The organism is Sphingomonas sp. NPDC079357, assembly GCF_044901155.1.
Classification (GTDB): domain Bacteria; phylum Pseudomonadota; class Alphaproteobacteria; order Sphingomonadales; family Sphingomonadaceae; genus Sphingomonas.
On the sequence record NZ_JBJDOM010000005.1, the window covers coordinates 33,222 to 49,982 of the forward strand.

Here is a 16,761-nt window from a genome sequence, read left to right on the forward strand (position 1 = left end):
GCGATGGACACCGTTTTTGATCTTTGGTTCACCCGCGAATATGATCATCGCGAGGACACCGAGCTTCATATCGGCATCTATGCATCCGAGCGGGAAGCCTTGGCGGCGGTTGAGACGCTCAGAGAGAAGCCTGGCTTTTCCGATTATCCCGACGGCTTTGATGTCATTCCCACAAAGCTCGGGTTGACCGGCTGGCAAGATGGTTTCGTGACGAGCATCGGACCGCCGCCGAAAGACGCGGCTGGAGAAGCATTCGACCTTCCTGCCTGGTTGTAATGAAAGCCCGAAGCTGGGCGCAAGCGGACCTAGCTCGCCGGCTCCTGACCAACCACAACCGAGGTCGTCAGCCCGTCGCGAACCCCAATGTGCTGAACCGCGCCGGCCATGGCGCGTCGGCGACAATGTCCGGCTTCCCCGGGCGCACCAGCGACAGCGCGATCGCATGGAGCATCATGCCGCCGTCGTTCCTGGTGCCGTAAACCGGATCGCCGGTGACCGGCACCCCGAGTCCTTCCAGCGCGTGAACGCGGATCTGGTGCGTGCGGCCGGTCGCCGGGCGGAACTCGACCAACGCGCGGCCCTCGTGCGTTGCGAGCACCCGCCAGTCGGTGCGGGCCGCCTTGCCGCGCGGATCGCGCGTCATCCGCCACCCGGCCTCGGCGGTCGACACCTTGCCGAGCGGCAGGTCGATCGTGCCGGCCTCGCCCTCGGGTATGCCGTCGAGGATCGCGACATATCGCTTGCTGACTTCGCCGCGCTCGAACGCCTGCTGGAAACGCGCGTGTGCCTTGGGGTTGCGCGACAGCAGCAGGCAGCCGCTGGTGTCGCGATCGAGCCGGTGCACCGCGACCGGCCAGCGCCGGAATCCGAAGGTCAGCGACGCCAGATGGTTTTCGAGGCTGATCCCACCGGCGCGCGGCGGATCGACCGGCAACCCGGCAGGCTTGTCGATCACCAGTGCCTCGCCATCGAGGAAAAGAACATGCTCACCCAACATGGCGCGGCTCTTGCCAGTTGGCGCGCGGCATGGCCAGAGGGCGCGGTGCGACTCCCGACGATCCTCGCCGCGCTGACCGCGCTCGCCGCCACGCCCGTGCAGGCGCAACTGTGCGACGGCCGCCGCGTCCCGACCGCGGCGGACAATCGCGTGCTCGGGCATCTGCCCTATGGCGATGCAGCGCCTGATACTTTGGTCGCGGTGGCGGGCGCGCTGACGGTCAACCCCTGCATGCTGCGACGCGAGGTGCTGCCCGATCTTCAACGGCTGATCGAGGCGGCGGCGCGCGATCCGGCGGCGGGCGGGCAGGTGCTCGCGCTGTCATGCCACCGTTCGATCACGTATCAGGAGGCGGTGTTCTGCCGCGAGGGCCAGGCCGATGCCGCGCAGCGCGCGCTGTCGGTCGCGCCGCCGGGGCATAGCGAACATGCGACCGGCTTCGCGCTCGACTTTGCGTTCCGCCCCCGCCGCAACGACTGCCCGGATGCCGAGGCGTGCGCCGCGGCGACCCCGGCATTTCGCTGGCTGGTGAAGAATGCGTCGCGCTACGGATTTGAGATGTCGTTCCCGGCAGGCAATCGGCAGCGGGTGAAGTGGGAGCCGTGGCACTGGCGGTGGGTCGGGGCCAGCGCGACGACGCCGGGGGCGGCGCGGGCACGGGCGTTGTTCGCCGCGGCGCGGGTCCGCTATCCGGCCGATCCTGCCGTGCCGCGCGATCCGGTGAGGATCGCGCAGGTGGCGCCTCCGCCGGTCTATATGGGCGCGATCGCGCCGCCGGAGTGTCGGAAGGGCAAGTGCAAGCCGGCGCGGCTGAAGAAGCAGTAGAAGTGGTAAAGCCGTCGTCCCGGGTCAGGCCCGGGACGACGTTGAGGGTTACGCCTTCAGCTTCGCGGCGGTTTCGGCGATGCGTTTGCCCTGATAGCGTGCGCCGTCCAGCTCGACCGTCGAGGGCTGGCGGCTGCCGTCGCCGTCGGCCAGCGTGCTCGCGCCGTACGGTGTGCCGCCCTTGACCTCGTCGAGGCCCATCTGCCCCTGGAAGCCGTAGTCGAGCCCGACGATCGTCATGCCGTGGTGAAGCAGGTTGGTGATGATCGAGAACAGGGTCGTTTCCTGACCGCCGTGCTGGCTGGCGGTCGAGGTGAACGCGCCGCCGACCTTGCCGACCAGTGCGCCCCTCATCCACAGCCCGCCGGTCGTGTCCCAGAAGGCCGCCATCTGGCTGGGCATCCGACCATAGCGGGTCGGCGCGCCGACGACGATCGCGTCATAGTTCGCCAGTGCGTCCGGGCTTTCGATCTCCGGATGCGCGGTATCGGTCTTGAAGCCGGCCGCCTTGACGATCTCGGCAGGCGCGGTCTCTGCGACGCGACGGATATCGACCTCCGCGCCGCCGCTGCGCGCGCCCTCGGCGATGGCGTCGGCCATCTTCTCGATATGGCCGTAGGACGAGTAATAAAGCACGAGCACCTTGGTCATGGTCGTCAGCTCCTTTCAAAAAGTCAGTTGGCGTCGACGAGCACCAGTTCGGCCTCGTCGATCGCAGTGATGGTAATGGCGCGGCCGCCGGTGATCGCGATGCCGTCACGCGCCCCGAAGCGCGCGCCATCGATCTCGATCGCGCCGGTCGCGGGGACCAGATAGGCGTGGCGGCCTTTGCCGACCTCATGGGTCAGCGTTTCGCCCGCCGCCAGCGTCGCCGCCAGCACGCGCGCCTCGGCACGGATCGGCAGCGCCGCACCCGCACCGGTCACGTCAGCCTCGAATCCGCTGGCGAGCGTCACGAACTTGCCGCTCCGGTCGCCCTTCGGGAAAGGCTTGGCGCCCCAACTCGGCGCGCCGCCACTGCGGGTCGGCTCGATCCAGATCTGGAACAAGGTCGTCGGCTCGCTCTCGAGATTGTATTCGGCGTGGCGCACACCCGATCCGGCGCTCATCACCTGCACGTCGCCGGCCTCGGTGCGGCCAGTGTTGCCGAGCGAGTCCTGATGCGTGATCGCGCCTTTGCGGACATAGGTGATGATCTCCATGTCGCGGTGCGGATGCGGCGGGAAGCCGCTGTTCGGGGCGATCGTGTCGTCGTTCCAGACGCGGATCGCACCCCAGCTCATCCGCGCCGGATCATGGTAACTGGCGAACGAGAAATGGTGACGCGCGTCGAGCCAGCCGTGGTTGGCATGGCCCAGGGTCTCGAAGCCGCGGCGCTCGATGCCGGCGGTGCGGGTGAGGGTGGCGGTGTCGGTCATGATGAACCTCCGTTTCGTTGCCACCAAGCTAGGGAGCCATGACCGTCGTCAAAACAGAAACGATTGAAACGGATCGTTTCGAGGCGTAGATTGGGCGACATGAGGCTCCCCGATTTCGAGGCCTGGGCGATCTTTGCCGCGGTGGCCGAGCACCGGTCGTTCAGCGGCGCGGCGGATGCGATCGGGTTGAGCAAGGCGACGGTGTCCAAGGCGGTGTCGCGGCTGGAAGCGCATCTGGGCGTGTCGCTGTTCCATCGGACCTCGCGGCGGTTGGCGCTTACCGAGGCGGGCGTGCCGCTTGCCGACCACGCCGCGCGGATCGTCGCCGAGGCGCAGGCCGCCGAGGAGGCGGCGCGGATCGGCGCGAGCGTGCCGAGCGGGCGGGTGCGGCTGGCGGCCCCGATGACCTTCGGGGTCAAGAATGTCGCGCCGCTGATCGCCGACTTCCTGCGCGAGCATCCGCAGATCGAGATCGAGCTGCATTTGTCGGACGCGCGTGTCGATATCGTCGCGGAGGGGTTCGATGTCGCGCTGCGGATCGCGGATCTGCCCGACAGTTCGCTGCGCGCGCGGCGATTGTGCTCGATCGCGGCGCATCTGGTTGCCGCGCCTTGTTATCTTGCTGAGCATGGTACGCCGACCCATGCGGCGCAGCTGGGCGAGCACCGGCTGCTCGGCTATACCAACATCACCGGGCCGTGGCGCTTTCGTGGACCCGAAGGCGCGGAGGTTTCGGTACGCGCAGCCGGGCCGCTGGCGGCGAACAGTGGCGAGGCGCTTGTTCCGGCGCTGGAGGCGGGACTCGGGATCGCGCGCCTGCCGCGCTTCATCGTTGCCGACGCGTTGGCGGCGGGACGGGTCGTCGAAATCCTGCATGACTGGGCCCCGGCACCGATCGGGCTTCACCTGCTTACTCCGCCCAGCGCATTGCGCCCGGCGCGCGTCGATGCGCTGATCGCCTTCCTGACCACGCGGCTGCGCGATTGAACCATGGCCGGCATTCGCGCTTTTCCCGTCAGAGGAGAAGCAGATGGCCGATGAGCACAACACGATTGCGAAGGACTTCAGCGAGGCAGTCAACATGGCGCCCGCCGAGCTGGAGAAATTCCTCGACGGCGACGACAGCAAGCGCGTCGGCTGGAAAGGCGGGGACGGCAAGGGTTCGGGCGAAAGCGTCGGGCACGAATCGGGGCGGCGGATCGTCGCGATCAAGCGCAAGAAGAAAGCCGATCTGACTGACGACGATTATGCGCATATGAAGAAAGTGGTCGGTTATGTTCATCGCCATCTCGCCCAGGGCGGTCCGGCGAAGGACAAGGAACATTCCGACTGGCGCTATTCGCTGATGAACTGGGGGCATGATCCGCTGAAGTAACGCGATATCGGCACAGCGATTGACCGAACCGGTCCCCGTGCGTATAGCGCGCCGGTCCGGGAGGAGGCGACTCCGCCGGGCAGCTTGAACATTGCTGGATGCATCAAGGGCCATCCGGTCGCCGCCCAAGCGGCGGCGCCGCGGTCCCTTTTCGTATTCCAAGTCTTGTTTTAGGGCTCCAGCAAAGTAACCTATCGGAAAGGTGAAGGCTTCAATGCCGACGATCAACCAGCTGGTCCGCAAGGGCCGCGACCCGCAGAAGGCCAAGAGCAAGGTCCCTGCGATGGAACAGAACCCGCAGAAGCGTGGCGTCTGTACCCGTGTCTATACGACGACCCCGAAGAAGCCGAACTCGGCATTGCGCAAGGTGGCCAAGGTTCGCCTGACCAACCAGCGCGAAGTCATCAGCTACATTCCGGGTGAAGGCCACAACCTGCAGGAGCACTCGGTGGTGCTGATCCGCGGCGGCCGTGTGCGCGACCTTCCCGGCGTGCGCTACCACGTTCTGCGCGGCGTGCTCGACACGCAGGGCGTCAAGGAGCGCAAGCAGTCGCGGTCGAAGTACGGTGCGAAGCGGCCGAAGTAAGCCGCTCCCGTATTCTCACCAGCTGATTGAAAGGTATTCATCATGGCGCGTCGTCGTCGTCCCGAGAAGCGGGAAATTCTGCCTGATCCCGTGTACGGGGATGAGGTTCTGTCCAAGTTCATGAATTCGGTGATGCTCGACGGCAAGAAGTCGGTCGCCGAAGGCATCGTCTATTCGGCGATGAACACCGTCGAGACCCGCGCCAAGCGCGAGCCGATCGGCGTGTTCCACGATGCGCTGAACAACATCAAGCCGGGCATCGAGGTCCGCAGCCGCCGCGTCGGCGGTGCGACCTACCAGGTTCCGGTCGAAGTCCGTCCGGAGCGTGCGCAGGCACTGGCGATCCGCTGGCTGATCACCGCTGCGCGCGCGCGCAGCGAGAACACGATGTCGGCGCGTCTGTCGGGCGAGCTGCTCGATGCCTCGAACAACCGCGGCAACGCGGTCAAGAAGCGCGAAGACACGCACCGCATGGCGGAAGCGAACCGCGCCTTCTCGCACTACCGCTGGTAACAGCGGCGATGCGGACGCGGCCTGTCTTGGAAGCGTCTCAAATCTGACCTATATCGTGGGGAGCCGGCCGATGCGCTGCGCTCCCCACATCTGCTCAAGGAAGCCCGTTCATGGCCCGCAGCCATCCGCTCGAACTCTACCGTAACATCGGCATCATGGCGCACATCGACGCCGGCAAGACGACGACGACCGAGCGTATTCTTTACTACACCGGCAAGTCCTACAAGATCGGCGAAGTGCACGAAGGCACCGCGACGATGGACTGGATGGAGCAGGAGCAGGAGCGCGGGATCACGATCACGTCGGCTGCCACCACCTGCAAGTGGAAGGCCGAAGAGGGCAAGGGCCCCGAGCACCTGATCAACATCATCGACACGCCGGGCCACGTCGACTTCACGATCGAAGTCGAGCGTTCGCTGCGCGTCCTCGACGGCGCGGTCGCGTGCTTCGATGGCGTCGCGGGCGTGGAGCCGCAGTCGGAAACCGTGTGGCGTCAGGCCGACAAGTACGGCGTGCCGCGCATGTGCTTCGTCAACAAGCTCGACCGCACCGGCGCCGATTTCTACTTCTGCGTCAATTCGATCATCGAGCGTCTCGGCGCGAAGCCGGCGGTGCTGTATCTCCCGATCGGTATCGAGGGCGGGTTCAAGGGCCTGGTCGATCTGGTCGAGAACCGCGCGATCATCTGGCTCGAGGAGTCGCTGGGCGCGAAGTTCGAATATCAGCCGATCCCCGACGACATGGTCGAGAAGGCGGCGAAGTATCGCAACGACCTGATCGAGCTGGCCGTCGAACAGGACGACGACGCGATGGAGGCGTATCTGGAGGGCAACGAGCCCGACGCCGCGACGCTGAAGAAGCTGCTCCGCAAGGGCACGCTCAACATGTCGTTCGTGCCGGTCGTCTGCGGTTCGGCGTTCAAGAACAAGGGTGTCCAGCCGCTGCTCGACGCAGTGGTCGACTATCTGCCGAGCCCGCTCGACGTGCCGGCGATCAAGGGCGTCAAGCTCGACGGCGAAACCCCGGACGAGCGTCCGTCGTCGGACGACGCGCCGTTCTCGGCGCTGGCGTTCAAGATCATGAACGACCCGTTCGTCGGCTCGCTGACCTTCGCGCGCATTTATTCGGGTGTGCTGACCAAGGGCGGCTACCTGAACTCGGTGAAGGACAAGAAGGAAAAGATCGGCCGTATGCTCCTCATGCACGCGAACTCGCGTGAGGACATCGAAGAGGCGCGTGCCGGCGACATCGTCGCGATCGCGGGTCTCAAGGAAACGACGACCGGTGACACGCTCTGCGATCCCGCGCACCCGATTATCCTCGAGCGCATGGAATTCCCGGAGCCGGTGATCGAGCTGTCGGTGGAGCCGAAGACCAAGGCCGACCAGGAAAAGATGGGCATCGCGCTCAACCGCCTGGCCGCCGAGGATCCCTCGTTCCGCGTGTCGACCGATCACGAATCGGGTCAGACGATCATCAAGGGGATGGGCGAGCTCCATCTCGAGATTCTCGTCGACCGCATGAAGCGCGAGTTCAAGGTCGAGGCGAACGTCGGTGCGCCGCAGGTGGCGTATCGCGAGTACCTCAAGAAGGCCGTCGATATCGACTACACGCACAAGAAGCAGTCGGGCGGCACCGGTCAGTTCGGTCGCGTGAAGGTGAAGCTGACGCCGGGCGAGCGCGGCGCGGGCATCGTCTTCAAGGATGAGATCAAGGGCGGCAACATCCCGCGCGAGTACATCCCCGCGATCGAAAAGGGTTTCCGCGAGACGGCGGCGACCGGTTCGCTGGTCGGCTTCCCGATCATCGACTTCGACATCACGCTGTATGACGGTGCGTACCACGACGTCGACTCGTCGGCGCTGGCGTTCGAAATCACCGCCCGCGGCGCGATGCGCGAAGGCGCGCAGAAGGCCGGCATAACGCTGCTCGAGCCGGTGATGAAGGTCGAAGTCGTCACCCCGGAGGATTATCTGGGCGACGTCATCGGCGACATGAACTCGCGTCGTGGCCAGATCCAGGGCACCGACACGCGCGGCAACGCGCAGGCGGTGACCGCGATGGTCCCGCTGGCGAACATGTTCGGCTATGTGAACTCACTCCGTTCGTTCACGCAGGGCCGCGCCAGCTACTCGATGCAGTTCTCGCACTATGACGAAGTGCCGCAGAACGTCGCCGACGAAGTGAAGGCGAAGCTCGCCTGACGCGGAGGGGCTAAGGCGACTTAGCCCCATCTCGCCGCAAGGCCGGCCGGCGGGCCGGTGCAACCGACCCGTCCGACGACGGCGGATTTACTCCGCCGTCGGCCCCGCTGAAGCAGGCGAGGGTTTGCACAACGGTTAAACAGCCGCTATGGGGCCGCGTTCTGGCGCGGCTCCGTTCGCGAAGACGAATCCAAGAAGGTAGGGAAACAATGGCTAAGGCTAAGTTTGAGCGGAACAAGCCGCACCTGAACATCGGCACCATCGGTCACGTCGACCATGGCAAGACCTCGCTGACCGCAGCGATCACGAAGGTGCTGGCAGAGAACGTCGCGGGCAACGCCGCGGTCGACTTCGCCAACATCGACAAGGCGCCGGAAGAGCGCGAGCGCGGCATCACGATCTCGACCGCGCACGTCGAGTATGAGACGGCGAACCGCCACTATGCGCACGTCGATTGCCCGGGCCACGCCGACTATGTGAAGAACATGATCACCGGCGCGGCGCAGATGGACGGCGCGATCCTGGTCGTCTCGGCCACCGACGGCCCGATGCCGCAGACCCGCGAGCACATCCTGCTCGCCCGTCAGGTCGGCGTGCCGGCGATGGTCGTGTTCATGAACAAGGTCGATCTGGTCGACGACGAGGAAATCCTCGAGCTGGTCGAACTGGAAGTCCGCGAGCTGCTGAGCTCGTACGAGTTCCCGGGCGACGACATTCCGATCATCAAGGGTTCGGCGACCTGCGCGCTGTCGGGCTCGAACCAGAAGCTCGGGCCGGATGCGGTCATGGAGCTGATGAAGGCCGTCGACGAGTACATCCCGCAGCCGGAGCGTCCGCTGGACAAGCCGTTCATGATGCCGATCGAGGACGTGTTCTCGATCTCGGGTCGTGGTACGGTCGTGACCGGCCGCGTCGAGACCGGCATCATCAAGGTTGGTGAAGAGGTCGAGATCGTCGGCATCCACCCGGAAGTCCGCAAGACCACCGTCACCGGCGTCGAGATGTTCCGCAAGCTGCTCGACCAGGGACAGGCGGGCGACAATGTCGGCGCGCTGATCCGTGGCGTCGCTCGTGACGAGGTCGAGCGTGGTCAGGTGCTCTGCAAGCCGGGCTCGATCAAGCCGCACACCGACTTCTCGTCGGAAGTGTACGTGCTGTCGAAGGACGAAGGTGGCCGTCACACGCCGTTCTTCGCCAACTATCGTCCGCAGTTCTACTTCCGCACGACCGACGTGACCGGCACCGTCGAGCTGCCCGAGGGCACCGAGATGGTCATGCCGGGCGACAACGTCGCGCTGGGCATCAAGCTGATCGCCCCGATCGCGATGGACGTCGGCCAGCGTTTCACCATCCGTGAGGGTGGCCGGACCGTCGGCGCGGGTGTCGTGAGCGGCATCACCAAGTAAGACACGTCGGGCCGCATCGCGCGGCTCGTCGAAAAAGGTTCCGCCCGGCGCGCCGAAAGGTGCGTCGGGCGGTTGCCTTTTAATGAGGGTGGCACTATTGCCGCCGCTTCGGTTTTCGTTCGAGAACAGCAAGAGGTGCTCCCGATTCGTCGGTCCGGTTTATCCGGCAGGCGGGCAGGGCAGGTACCCCGCTCTTTCGCATTGGTAGGGACTATGGACAGCAACATCCGCATCCGCCTGAAGGCGTTCGATCATCGCGTGCTCGATCAGGCGACCGGCGACATCGCCGAAACCGCGCGCCGCACCGGCGCGCTCATCCGTGGTCCCATTCCGCTCCCGACCCGTATCGAGAAGTTCACGGTCAACCGTGGCCCGCACATCGATAAGAAGTCGCGTGAGCAGTTCGAGGTCCGCACCTACAAGCGGATGCTCGACATCGTACAGCCGACCCCGCAGACCGTCGACGCGCTGATGAAGCTCGATCTGGCGGCCGGTGTTGACGTCGAGATCAAGCTGGCGTAATCGGCCGGCTCCCGCGGTTGACGTGAGTCCCGCGGGCTTGTCGTTTCGTGGCGTATCGCACGAAGCGGACGAGCGCACCGCCTGAGCGGACGCTCCGACGACCATGAGATACCGCCGGTCGCCCTCGGGTGGCCGGGTCCAGCGTCTCCCGTCTGCTCTTCCCTTGTGGAGAGCGCCCAGCCCGGGACGGGGGCACGCTTCGCTATTCCGGGCCGGACTGATCCGCGGTGCAAGCTGCGGGTCGCAAGCACCCTGGGGATGGGCTTCAGGGTGCCTCTGTCAAGGAGCAAGGGATCATGCGTACTGGCGTGATCGCGAAGAAAATGGGGATGACCCGCCTGTTCCAGGATGACGGCCGCCACGTGCCGGTCACCGTCCTGCAGATCGAGGCGCTTCAGGTCATCGCTCGTCGCGAAAATGACCGGGATGGCTACACCGCCGTCCAGCTTGGTGCAGGTGTCGCCAAGGCCAAGAATGTTGCGAAGCCGCAGCGCGGCCACTTCGGCAAGGCCGAAGTGGAGCCGAAGGCGATCGTCCACGAATTCCGCGTCACCGAGGATAACCTCCTCGACGTCGGCGCAGAGCTGTCGGCCGACCATTATGTCGCCGGCCAGCTGGTCGACATCCAGGGTCGTACGCAGGGCAAGGGCTTCGCCGGCGCCATGAAGCGCTGGAACTTCGGCGGTCTGCGCGCCACGCACGGCGTGTCGGTCAGCCACCGTTCGCATGGTTCGACGGGTAACCGTCAGGATCCGGGTCGCGTCTTCAAGAACAAGAAGATGGCCGGCCACATGGGCGACAAGAACCGCACGCAGCAGAACCTCGAGATTGTCGGCACCGACGTCGAGCGTGGCCTGATCTTCGTGAAGGGTTCGGTCCCCGGCTCCAAGGGCGGCTGGCTGTTCGTCAAGGATGCCGTCAAGCAGGCCCGTCACGAGAGCGCGCCGTTCCCGGCGTCGATCAAGGCGGCCAACAACAATGTTTCCGCAGACCCTGCTCCGGCAGCTGCCGAGAGCCAGGAGGGCTAAGAAGTGAAGGTCAAGATTTCTTCCTTCGCCGGCACCGATACGGGCGAAGTCGAGCTCAACGACGAGGTCTTCGGCCTCGATCCGCGCGCCGACATCCTGCACCGCGTCGTGACCTGGCAGCTCGAGAAGCGTCGCGCCACCGCGCGCGGCACCCGCGAGCGTTCGGATGTCGCACGGTCGGGCAAGAAGCTCGGTCGCCAGAAGGGCGGCGGCGTCGCTCGTCACGGCGATCGTCGTGCTCCGGTGTTCATCGGCGGTGGCAAGGCGCACGGCGCCCGCGTCCGCGATTTCAATCCGGGCCTGAACAAGAAGATCCGCGCGCTGGGTCTCAAGATGGCACTCAGCAGCCACGCCAAGGCGGGTTCGCTGATCGTCCTTGAGGGCTTCGAGGTCGCCAAGACCAAGGAGCTGAAGGGCCATTTCGCGGGGCTCAACACGGGCAAGCGCACGCTGGTGATCGACGGCGAGGCAGCCGAGGGCTTCCGCGCCGGCCGCAACCTTCCGGGCGTGAACATGCTCCCGGCCGTGGGCGCCAACGTCTACGACATCATCAAGGCTGACACGCTGGTGCTGACGCGCGCGGCGGTCGAGAAGCTGGAGGCGCGCTTCAATGGCTAAGCCGGCAAAGGCGATCGACAACCGTCATTATGACGTGATTGTCGCGCCGCACATCACCGAGAAGGCGACCCTGCTCTCCGAGCAGAACGCGGTGGTCTTCAAGGTCGCCAACAAGGCGACCAAGCCCGAGATCAAGGCGGCCGTGGAAGCGCTGTTCGACGTAAGCGTCGTCAGCGTCAACACGATCGTCCAGAAGGGCAAGACCAAGCGTTGGAAGGGTGCGCCCTACCAGCGGTCTGATATGAAGAAGGCGATCGTCACGCTCCGCGAGGGGCAATCGATCGACGTCACCGAGGGGGCCAAGTAAGATGGCACTCAAGCATTATAACCCGACCTCGCCGGCACAGCGTGGCCTGATCCTCGTCGACAAGTCGTCGCTGTGGAAGGGCAAGCCTGTCAAGGCGTTGACCGAGGGCAAGCGCAAGACCGGCGGCCGCAACAACAAGGGCCACGTGACCTCGCGCGGCATCGCGGGCGGCCACAAGCAGCGTTACCGCTTCATCGACTTCAAGCGTCGGAAGTGGGACGTCGACGGCACCGTCGAGCGGCTGGAATATGATCCCAACCGCACCGCGTTCATTGCGCTGGTCTCCTATCCGGACGGCGAGCAGGCGTATATCATTGCGCCGCAGCGTCTGGCCGTGGGCGACAAGGTCGTTGCGGGCAAGAAGACCGACGTGAAGCCGGGCAACGCGATGGAGCTGGGCCAGATGCCGGTCGGCACCATCGTCCACAACGTCGAGATGAAGCCCGGCAAGGGTGGCCAGATCGCACGTTCGGCGGGCACCTATGTGCAGGTCGTCGGTCGCGATCGCGGCATGGTCATCGTCCGCCTGAACTCGGGCGAGCAGCGCTACATCCATGGCGAGTGCATGGCGACGGTCGGCGCGGTGTCGAACCCGGACAACCAGAACCAGAATCTCGGCAAGGCCGGTCGTTCGCGCTGGATGGGCTCGCGCCCGCTGACGCGCGGCGTGGCGAAGAACCCGGTCGACCACCCGCACGGCGGTGGTGAAGGCCGGACCTCGGGCGGTCGCCATCCGGTGACGCCGTGGGGCAAGCCGACCAAGGGTGCGCGCACGCGCCACAACAAGTCTACGGACAAGATGATCATCCGTAGCCGTCACGCGAGGAAGAAGTAATGGCGCGCTCCGTCTGGAAGGGCCCGTTCGTCGAACTGAGCCTGCTCAAGAAGGCCGAAGTCGCACAGGACTCGGGCGGCCGCGCGCCGATCAAGACCTGGTCGCGTCGCTCCACCATCCTGCCGCAGTTCATCGGCCTGACCTTCACTGTCTATAACGGCCGCAAGTTCGTGCCGGTGACGGTGAACGAGGACATGGTCGGCATGAAGCTCGGTGAATTCGCGCCGACCCGCTATTTCCCGGGTCACGCGGCTGACAAGAAGGGCAAGCGCTGATGAGCAAGCCTCAGTCCCCCCGCAAGGTCGGCGAGAAGGAAGCCCTCTCGGTCGGCACGCAGATCCGCGGTTCGGCACAGAAGCTGGGCTTGGTCGCTGCGCTGATCCGTGGCCGCTCGGCCGCCGACGCGCTGAACATCCTCGCCTTCTCGAAGAAGTCGATGGCGGTTGATGCGCGCAAGGTGCTGGCGTCGGCCATCGCCAACGCCGAGAACAACCACAACCTCGACGTCGACGCACTCGTCGTCGCCGAGGCCTCGGTCGGCAAGTCGATCACCATGAAGCGGTTCGCCACGCGCGGCCGCGGCAAGTCCACCCGCATCCTCAAGCCGTTCTCGCGGCTGCGGATCGTCGTGCGCGAGCAGGAAGAAGCCTAATGGGTCACAAGAGCAACCCCATCGGTCTGCGCCTGCAGATCAACCGCACCTGGGACAGCCGCTGGTTCGCCGAGGGCGCGGATTACAAGAAGCTGCTGCTGGAGGATCTGAAGATCCGCCAGTACATCATGAAGACGCTGCCGCAGGCGGCGATCTCCAAGGTGGTGATTGACCGTCCGGCCAAGCTGTGCCGGATCTCGATCTTTGCGGCCCGCCCCGGTGTCATCATCGGCAAGAAGGGCTCGGACATCGAGAAGCTGCGCAAGACGCTCGGCGCGATGACCAGCTCGGACGTGTCGCTGAACATCGTCGAGATCCGCAAGCCGGAAGTCGATGCCAAGCTCATCGCGCAGGGCATCGCCGACCAGCTCGAGCGTCGTATCGCATTCCGCCGCGCCATGAAGCGCGCGGTGCAGTCCGCGATGCGGCTCGGCGCTGACGGCATCAAGGTCTATTGCGGTGGCCGTCTGGGCGGCGCGGAAATCGCGCGTTCGGAGAGCTATCGCGAGGGCCGCGTGCCGCTGCACACGCTGCGCGCCAACATCGACTACGCCCATGCCGAAGCGCACACCGCGTACGGCGTCTGCGGCGTGAAGGTGTGGGTGTTCAAGGGTGAGATCCTCGGTCACGACCCGTTCGCCACCGATCGTCTCATGATGGAGGCTCAGACCTCCGGCGTGCGCCCGGCGCGCGACGACCGCCGCTAAGGATTAACGGACATGCTGCAACCGAAGCGCACCAAGTTCCGCAAGGCGTTCAAGGGCCGTATTCACGGCGACGCCAAGGGCGGTACGTCGCTGAACTTCGGCTCCTATGGCCTCAAGGCGATGGAGCCGGATCGTATCACCGCGCGTCAGATCGAGGCGGCCCGCCGCGCGATCACGCGTCACATCAAGCGCCAGGGGCGTCTGTGGATCCGCGTGTTCCCGGACGTGCCGGTGTCGAGCAAGCCTGCCGAAGTCCGCATGGGCTCGGGTAAGGGTTCGCCGGAATTCTGGGCCGCGCGCGTCAAGCCGGGCCGGATCCTGTTCGAGCTCGACGGTGTCGAAGGGCCGCTGGCGGCGGAGGCGTTCGAGCGCGCCGCGATGAAGCTGCCGATCAAGACCAAGGTCGTGGCGCGCCTCGGCGACACCTCGCACCTGGGAGGCGAGTAAGATGGCGAACAAGACCGACTATAACGGGCAGAGCGACGACCAGCTCTCCGAGAGCCTGGGCAACCTGAAGCGCGAGCAGTTCAACCTGCGCTTCCAGGCGGCGACCAGCCAGCTCGAGAAGCCGAGCCGCGTGCGTGAGGTCCGCAAGGACATCGCCCGCATCAAGACCCTTCAGACGCAGCGCAACGCTGCGGCTGACGCCAAGTAAGAGGACGACACATGCCGAAGCGCGTGCTGACCGGAGTGATCGTCTCCGACAAGGGCGAGAAGACGGTGGTGGTGAACGTGGAGCGCAAGGTTAAGCACCCGCTCTACGGCAAGATCATCCGCCGTTCGAAGAAGTATCACGCCCATGACGAGGCGAACGAGTACAAGGCTGGCGAAACGGTGCGCATCGAGGAGATCGCGCCGATGTCGAAGCTGAAGACCTGGAAGGTCCTGGACCGCGTGAACACCCACGTGGCACCGGAGCGGGTCGACGTCGACGCATAAGCGTCGATGACCGAGTGCCTCGCACCGTTTCGTGAAGGGTCCGTTCGCCAGGGCGGAGACCACATGAGCGGGCGAGGGGCGACGTAGGCTGAAGGGCTTGCCTTTCACCCATGGAGCGGCTACCGGGCTGCTCCCCCTGGCGCGGGCCAAGCCCGCCGCCGGGGGTCGTTTTTTTAGGCGGGGTTGGGTCGGTATCCACCCCATGAGCGAGAAGGAAGCGGATCAATGATCCAGATGCAGTCCAATCTCGACGTCGCTGACAACAGCGGCGCGAAGCGGGTGCAGTGCATCAAGGTGCTTGGCGGGTCCAAGCGCCGCACGGCCAGCGTCGGCGACATCATCGTCGTCAGCGTCAAGGAAGCGCAGCCGCGTGGCCGCGTGAAGAAGGGCGACGTTCACCGCGCGGTAATCGTGCGTACCGCCAAGGACATCCGTCGCGCCGACGGTTCGGTGATCCGCTTCGACGGAAACGCCGCGGTGCTGGTCAACAAGAACGAGGAGCCGATCGGCACCCGTATCTTCGGCCCGGTGGTTCGCGAACTGCGTGGCAAGAAGCACATGAAGATCATCTCGCTTGCGCCGGAGGTGCTGTAATGGCTGCCGCGAAGATCAAGAAGGGTGATCAGGTCATCGTCCTGTCCGGCAAGGACAAGGGCAAGACCGGCACCGTCACCGCGGCGATGCCGCGCGACGGCAAGGTGATCGTGGGCGGCGTCAACGTCGCGACCCGTCACCGCAAGCCGAGCCAGGCGAACCCGCAGGGTGGTCTCGAGAAGATCGAGGCGCCGCTGCACATCTCGAAGGTGGCGCACGTCACCGCCGACGGCAAGCCGACCCGCGTCCGTTTCGAGACGCAGGACGGCAAGAAGGTCCGCGTCGCCGTCAAGACCGGGGAGAAGATCGATGGCTGATGCCTACAAGCCCCGCATGAAGGCGATCTATGACGATCGCATCGTCGCGGCGATGACCGAGAAGTTCGGTTACAAGAATGCGATGGAAATTCCGCGCATCGAGAAGATCGTGCTCAACATGGGCGTGGGCGAAGCGACGCAGGACAAGAAGCGCGTCGACCAGGCCGCGTCGGAAATGGAGCTGATCGCGGGCCAGAAGCCGGTGATCACCAAGGCGAAGAAGTCGATCGCGCAGTTCAAGCTGCGTGAGGGCATGCCGATCGGCGTGAAGGTCACCCTTCGTCGCGAGCGCATGTACGAGTTCCTCGACCGCTTCATCACGATCGCGCTGCCGCGCGTTCGCGACTTCCGCGGGCTGAACCCGAAGAGCTTCGACGGCCGTGGCAATTACGCCTGCGGCATCAAGGAGCAGATCGTGTTCCCGGAGATCAGCTATGACCGCGTCGACAAGGTGCGCGGCATGGACGTGATCGTGACCACGACCGCGAAGACCGATGACGAGGCGCGCGAGCTGCTGCGTCTGTTCGGCTTCCCGTTCCCGATCGAGGAAGAAACGACCGAGAAGAAGGCGGCATGACCGCGCTTCTGGTCTGATAGAGAGAGCTTAAGTCCATGGCGAAACTGAGTTCCGTGAACAAGAACGAGCGTCGCAAGAAGCTGGTGGCGCAATATGCGCCCAAGCTGGCGAAGCTGAAGGCACAGGCCAACGATCAGTCGCTGGATGAGACCGAGCGTCTCATCGCGCGGCTGAAGATGGCCGAGCTTCCGCGCAACGCGAATCCGACGCGTATCCGCAACCGCTGCGCGCTGACCGGTCGTCCGCGTGCGTACTACCGCAAGTTCGGGCTTGCCCGTGTGATGCTGCGCGATCTGGCCAACAAGGGCCTGATCCCGGGTCTCACCAAGTCGAGCTGGTAA

Annotated in this window: 26 protein-coding genes; 23 read left to right on the forward strand and 3 right to left on the reverse strand. The window is 65.2% G+C overall.

Annotation, left to right across the window (positions count from 1 at the left end; translation table 11 throughout):
* Positions 1 to 3 precede the first annotated feature (3 nt).
* Positions 4 to 276, forward strand: a complete 273-nt coding sequence (locus ACI2JO_RS14710) for a hypothetical protein (RefSeq protein WP_404721390.1) — start codon at positions 4 to 6, stop codon at positions 274 to 276.
* A gap of 67 nt (positions 277 to 343) precedes the next feature.
* Here the strand turns inward: ACI2JO_RS14710 and ACI2JO_RS14715 are convergent, their stop codons facing one another.
* Entirely contained in the window at positions 344 to 997 is a 654-nt protein-coding gene (locus tag ACI2JO_RS14715) for an RluA family pseudouridine synthase (RefSeq protein ID WP_404721391.1), read from the reverse strand.
* Between ACI2JO_RS14715 and ACI2JO_RS14720 the strand changes: the two genes are divergently transcribed.
* Entirely contained in the window at positions 983 to 1,822 is an 840-nt protein-coding gene (locus ACI2JO_RS14720; RefSeq protein ID WP_404721392.1) for a M15 family metallopeptidase, read from the forward strand. The two genes, ACI2JO_RS14715 and ACI2JO_RS14720, sit on opposite strands and share 15 nt — an antisense overlap.
* Before the next feature lie 48 nt (positions 1,823 to 1,870).
* Here ACI2JO_RS14720 and wrbA read toward each other — a convergent pair whose 3' ends face one another.
* The gene (gene wrbA, locus ACI2JO_RS14725; RefSeq protein WP_404721393.1) at positions 1,871 to 2,473 is read right to left on the reverse strand and encodes an NAD(P)H:quinone oxidoreductase; all 603 of its coding nucleotides are present in this window, start codon (positions 2,471 to 2,473) and stop codon (positions 1,871 to 1,873) included.
* 23 nt (positions 2,474 to 2,496) lie between these two features.
* Positions 2,497 to 3,240, reverse strand: coding sequence for a pirin family protein (locus ACI2JO_RS14730; protein WP_404721394.1), 744 nt, complete (start codon positions 3,238 to 3,240; stop codon positions 2,497 to 2,499).
* Positions 3,241 to 3,339: 99 nt separating this feature from the next.
* Between ACI2JO_RS14730 and ACI2JO_RS14735 the strand changes: the two genes are divergently transcribed.
* The 21 genes from ACI2JO_RS14735 to rpsN all read left to right on the forward strand — a co-directional run bounded on the left by ACI2JO_RS14735 (position 3,340) and on the right by rpsN (position 16,761).
* Positions 3,340 to 4,227, forward strand: a complete 888-nt coding sequence (locus tag ACI2JO_RS14735; RefSeq protein ID WP_404721395.1) for a LysR family transcriptional regulator — start codon at positions 3,340 to 3,342, stop codon at positions 4,225 to 4,227.
* A gap of 43 nt (positions 4,228 to 4,270) precedes the next feature.
* On the forward strand, positions 4,271 to 4,615 hold the full coding sequence (locus ACI2JO_RS14740) for a DUF3140 domain-containing protein (RefSeq protein ID WP_404721396.1): 345 nt from the start codon (positions 4,271 to 4,273) through the stop codon (positions 4,613 to 4,615).
* Positions 4,616 to 4,829: 214 nt separating this feature from the next.
* Positions 4,830 to 5,201 carry a 30S ribosomal protein S12 gene (gene rpsL, locus ACI2JO_RS14745; RefSeq protein WP_404721397.1) on the forward strand — a complete coding sequence of 124 codons (372 nt, stop codon included), beginning with the start codon at positions 4,830 to 4,832 and terminating at the stop codon, positions 5,199 to 5,201.
* 42 nt (positions 5,202 to 5,243) lie between these two features.
* On the forward strand, positions 5,244 to 5,714 hold the full coding sequence (gene rpsG, locus ACI2JO_RS14750; RefSeq protein WP_028966624.1) for a 30S ribosomal protein S7: 471 nt from the start codon (positions 5,244 to 5,246) through the stop codon (positions 5,712 to 5,714).
* A 110-nt stretch (positions 5,715 to 5,824) separates the two neighbouring features.
* A complete protein-coding gene (fusA, locus tag ACI2JO_RS14755) occupies positions 5,825 to 7,918 on the forward strand; it encodes an elongation factor G (protein WP_404721398.1) in 2,094 nt (697 codons plus the stop codon).
* A 209-nt stretch (positions 7,919 to 8,127) separates the two neighbouring features.
* Positions 8,128 to 9,324, forward strand: coding sequence for an elongation factor Tu (tuf, locus tag ACI2JO_RS14760; protein WP_028966622.1), 1,197 nt, complete (start codon positions 8,128 to 8,130; stop codon positions 9,322 to 9,324).
* Positions 9,325 to 9,537: 213 nt separating this feature from the next.
* A complete protein-coding gene (gene rpsJ, locus ACI2JO_RS14765; protein WP_022687067.1) occupies positions 9,538 to 9,846 on the forward strand; it encodes a 30S ribosomal protein S10 in 309 nt (102 codons plus the stop codon).
* 296 nt (positions 9,847 to 10,142) lie between these two features.
* On the forward strand, positions 10,143 to 10,874 hold the full coding sequence (gene rplC, locus ACI2JO_RS14770; protein ID WP_404721551.1) for a 50S ribosomal protein L3: 732 nt from the start codon (positions 10,143 to 10,145) through the stop codon (positions 10,872 to 10,874).
* Between the two features lie 3 nt (positions 10,875 to 10,877).
* The gene (rplD, locus tag ACI2JO_RS14775) at positions 10,878 to 11,492 is read left to right on the forward strand and encodes a 50S ribosomal protein L4 (RefSeq protein WP_028966620.1); all 615 of its coding nucleotides are present in this window, start codon (positions 10,878 to 10,880) and stop codon (positions 11,490 to 11,492) included.
* Positions 11,485 to 11,799, forward strand: a complete 315-nt coding sequence (locus ACI2JO_RS14780) for a 50S ribosomal protein L23 (protein WP_022687064.1) — start codon at positions 11,485 to 11,487, stop codon at positions 11,797 to 11,799. The genes rplD and ACI2JO_RS14780 overlap by 8 nt, the downstream gene beginning before the upstream one ends.
* Before the next feature lies 1 nt (position 11,800).
* Positions 11,801 to 12,634, forward strand: a complete 834-nt coding sequence (gene rplB, locus ACI2JO_RS14785) for a 50S ribosomal protein L2 (RefSeq protein ID WP_404721399.1) — start codon at positions 11,801 to 11,803, stop codon at positions 12,632 to 12,634.
* Positions 12,634 to 12,909 (forward strand): 30S ribosomal protein S19, encoded by a 276-nt coding sequence (gene rpsS / locus ACI2JO_RS14790; RefSeq protein WP_028966618.1) that lies wholly within the window; start codon positions 12,634 to 12,636, stop codon positions 12,907 to 12,909. Before rplB ends, rpsS begins: the two co-directional genes overlap by 1 nt.
* Positions 12,909 to 13,286: a 50S ribosomal protein L22 gene (gene rplV, locus ACI2JO_RS14795; protein WP_404721400.1), complete on the forward strand. Its 378-nt coding sequence runs from the start codon at positions 12,909 to 12,911 to the stop codon at positions 13,284 to 13,286. The genes rpsS and rplV overlap by 1 nt, the downstream gene beginning before the upstream one ends.
* Positions 13,286 to 13,993: a 30S ribosomal protein S3 gene (gene rpsC / locus ACI2JO_RS14800; RefSeq protein WP_159754660.1), complete on the forward strand. Its 708-nt coding sequence runs from the start codon at positions 13,286 to 13,288 to the stop codon at positions 13,991 to 13,993. The genes rplV and rpsC overlap by 1 nt, the downstream gene beginning before the upstream one ends.
* Before the next feature lie 12 nt (positions 13,994 to 14,005).
* Positions 14,006 to 14,440 carry a 50S ribosomal protein L16 gene (gene rplP / locus ACI2JO_RS14805; protein ID WP_022687059.1) on the forward strand — a complete coding sequence of 145 codons (435 nt, stop codon included), beginning with the start codon at positions 14,006 to 14,008 and terminating at the stop codon, positions 14,438 to 14,440.
* A gap of 1 nt (position 14,441) precedes the next feature.
* The gene (gene rpmC, locus ACI2JO_RS14810) at positions 14,442 to 14,648 is read left to right on the forward strand and encodes a 50S ribosomal protein L29 (protein ID WP_028966615.1); all 207 of its coding nucleotides are present in this window, start codon (positions 14,442 to 14,444) and stop codon (positions 14,646 to 14,648) included.
* Between the two features lie 11 nt (positions 14,649 to 14,659).
* The gene (gene rpsQ / locus ACI2JO_RS14815) at positions 14,660 to 14,932 is read left to right on the forward strand and encodes a 30S ribosomal protein S17 (RefSeq protein ID WP_022687057.1); all 273 of its coding nucleotides are present in this window, start codon (positions 14,660 to 14,662) and stop codon (positions 14,930 to 14,932) included.
* 225 nt (positions 14,933 to 15,157) lie between these two features.
* Positions 15,158 to 15,526: a 50S ribosomal protein L14 gene (gene rplN / locus ACI2JO_RS14820; RefSeq protein WP_007406105.1), complete on the forward strand. Its 369-nt coding sequence runs from the start codon at positions 15,158 to 15,160 to the stop codon at positions 15,524 to 15,526.
* Entirely contained in the window at positions 15,526 to 15,843 is a 318-nt protein-coding gene (gene rplX, locus ACI2JO_RS14825; protein ID WP_028966613.1) for a 50S ribosomal protein L24, read from the forward strand. The genes rplN and rplX overlap by 1 nt, the downstream gene beginning before the upstream one ends.
* Complete coding sequence (gene rplE, locus ACI2JO_RS14830) at positions 15,836 to 16,420, forward strand: 50S ribosomal protein L5 (RefSeq protein WP_404721401.1); 585 nt, start codon at positions 15,836 to 15,838, stop codon at positions 16,418 to 16,420. Before rplX ends, rplE begins: the two co-directional genes overlap by 8 nt.
* Before the next feature lie 35 nt (positions 16,421 to 16,455).
* Positions 16,456 to 16,761, forward strand: a complete 306-nt coding sequence (gene rpsN, locus ACI2JO_RS14835) for a 30S ribosomal protein S14 (protein ID WP_028966611.1) — start codon at positions 16,456 to 16,458, stop codon at positions 16,759 to 16,761.

Coding starts and splice junctions, on each gene's coding strand:
- ACI2JO_RS14710 (WP_404721390.1), top strand. CDS start 4: ATGGACACCGTTTTTGATCTTTGGTTCACCCGCGAATATGATCATCGC.
- ACI2JO_RS14720 (WP_404721392.1), top strand. CDS start 983: ATGCTCACCCAACATGGCGCGGCTCTTGCCAGTTGGCGCGCGGCATGG.
- ACI2JO_RS14715 (WP_404721391.1), bottom strand. CDS start 997: ATGTTGGGTGAGCATGTTCTTTTCCTCGATGGCGAGGCACTGGTGATC.
- wrbA (WP_404721393.1), bottom strand. CDS start 2,473: ATGACCAAGGTGCTCGTGCTTTATTACTCGTCCTACGGCCATATCGAG.
- ACI2JO_RS14730 (WP_404721394.1), bottom strand. CDS start 3,240: ATGACCGACACCGCCACCCTCACCCGCACCGCCGGCATCGAGCGCCGC.
- ACI2JO_RS14735 (WP_404721395.1), top strand. CDS start 3,340: ATGAGGCTCCCCGATTTCGAGGCCTGGGCGATCTTTGCCGCGGTGGCC.
- ACI2JO_RS14740 (WP_404721396.1), top strand. CDS start 4,271: ATGGCCGATGAGCACAACACGATTGCGAAGGACTTCAGCGAGGCAGTC.
- rpsL (WP_404721397.1), top strand. CDS start 4,830: ATGCCGACGATCAACCAGCTGGTCCGCAAGGGCCGCGACCCGCAGAAG.
- rpsG (WP_028966624.1), top strand. CDS start 5,244: ATGGCGCGTCGTCGTCGTCCCGAGAAGCGGGAAATTCTGCCTGATCCC.
- fusA (WP_404721398.1), top strand. CDS start 5,825: ATGGCCCGCAGCCATCCGCTCGAACTCTACCGTAACATCGGCATCATG.
- tuf (WP_028966622.1), top strand. CDS start 8,128: ATGGCTAAGGCTAAGTTTGAGCGGAACAAGCCGCACCTGAACATCGGC.
- rpsJ (WP_022687067.1), top strand. CDS start 9,538: ATGGACAGCAACATCCGCATCCGCCTGAAGGCGTTCGATCATCGCGTG.
- rplC (WP_404721551.1), top strand. CDS start 10,143: ATGCGTACTGGCGTGATCGCGAAGAAAATGGGGATGACCCGCCTGTTC.
- ACI2JO_RS14780 (WP_022687064.1), top strand. CDS start 11,485: ATGGCTAAGCCGGCAAAGGCGATCGACAACCGTCATTATGACGTGATT.
- rplB (WP_404721399.1), top strand. CDS start 11,801: ATGGCACTCAAGCATTATAACCCGACCTCGCCGGCACAGCGTGGCCTG.
- rpsS (WP_028966618.1), top strand. CDS start 12,634: ATGGCGCGCTCCGTCTGGAAGGGCCCGTTCGTCGAACTGAGCCTGCTC.
- rplV (WP_404721400.1), top strand. CDS start 12,909: ATGAGCAAGCCTCAGTCCCCCCGCAAGGTCGGCGAGAAGGAAGCCCTC.
- rpsC (WP_159754660.1), top strand. CDS start 13,286: ATGGGTCACAAGAGCAACCCCATCGGTCTGCGCCTGCAGATCAACCGC.
- rplP (WP_022687059.1), top strand. CDS start 14,006: ATGCTGCAACCGAAGCGCACCAAGTTCCGCAAGGCGTTCAAGGGCCGT.
- rpmC (WP_028966615.1), top strand. CDS start 14,442: ATGGCGAACAAGACCGACTATAACGGGCAGAGCGACGACCAGCTCTCC.
- rpsQ (WP_022687057.1), top strand. CDS start 14,660: ATGCCGAAGCGCGTGCTGACCGGAGTGATCGTCTCCGACAAGGGCGAG.
- rplN (WP_007406105.1), top strand. CDS start 15,158: ATGATCCAGATGCAGTCCAATCTCGACGTCGCTGACAACAGCGGCGCG.
- rplX (WP_028966613.1), top strand. CDS start 15,526: ATGGCTGCCGCGAAGATCAAGAAGGGTGATCAGGTCATCGTCCTGTCC.
- rplE (WP_404721401.1), top strand. CDS start 15,836: ATGGCTGATGCCTACAAGCCCCGCATGAAGGCGATCTATGACGATCGC.
- rpsN (WP_028966611.1), top strand. CDS start 16,456: ATGGCGAAACTGAGTTCCGTGAACAAGAACGAGCGTCGCAAGAAGCTG.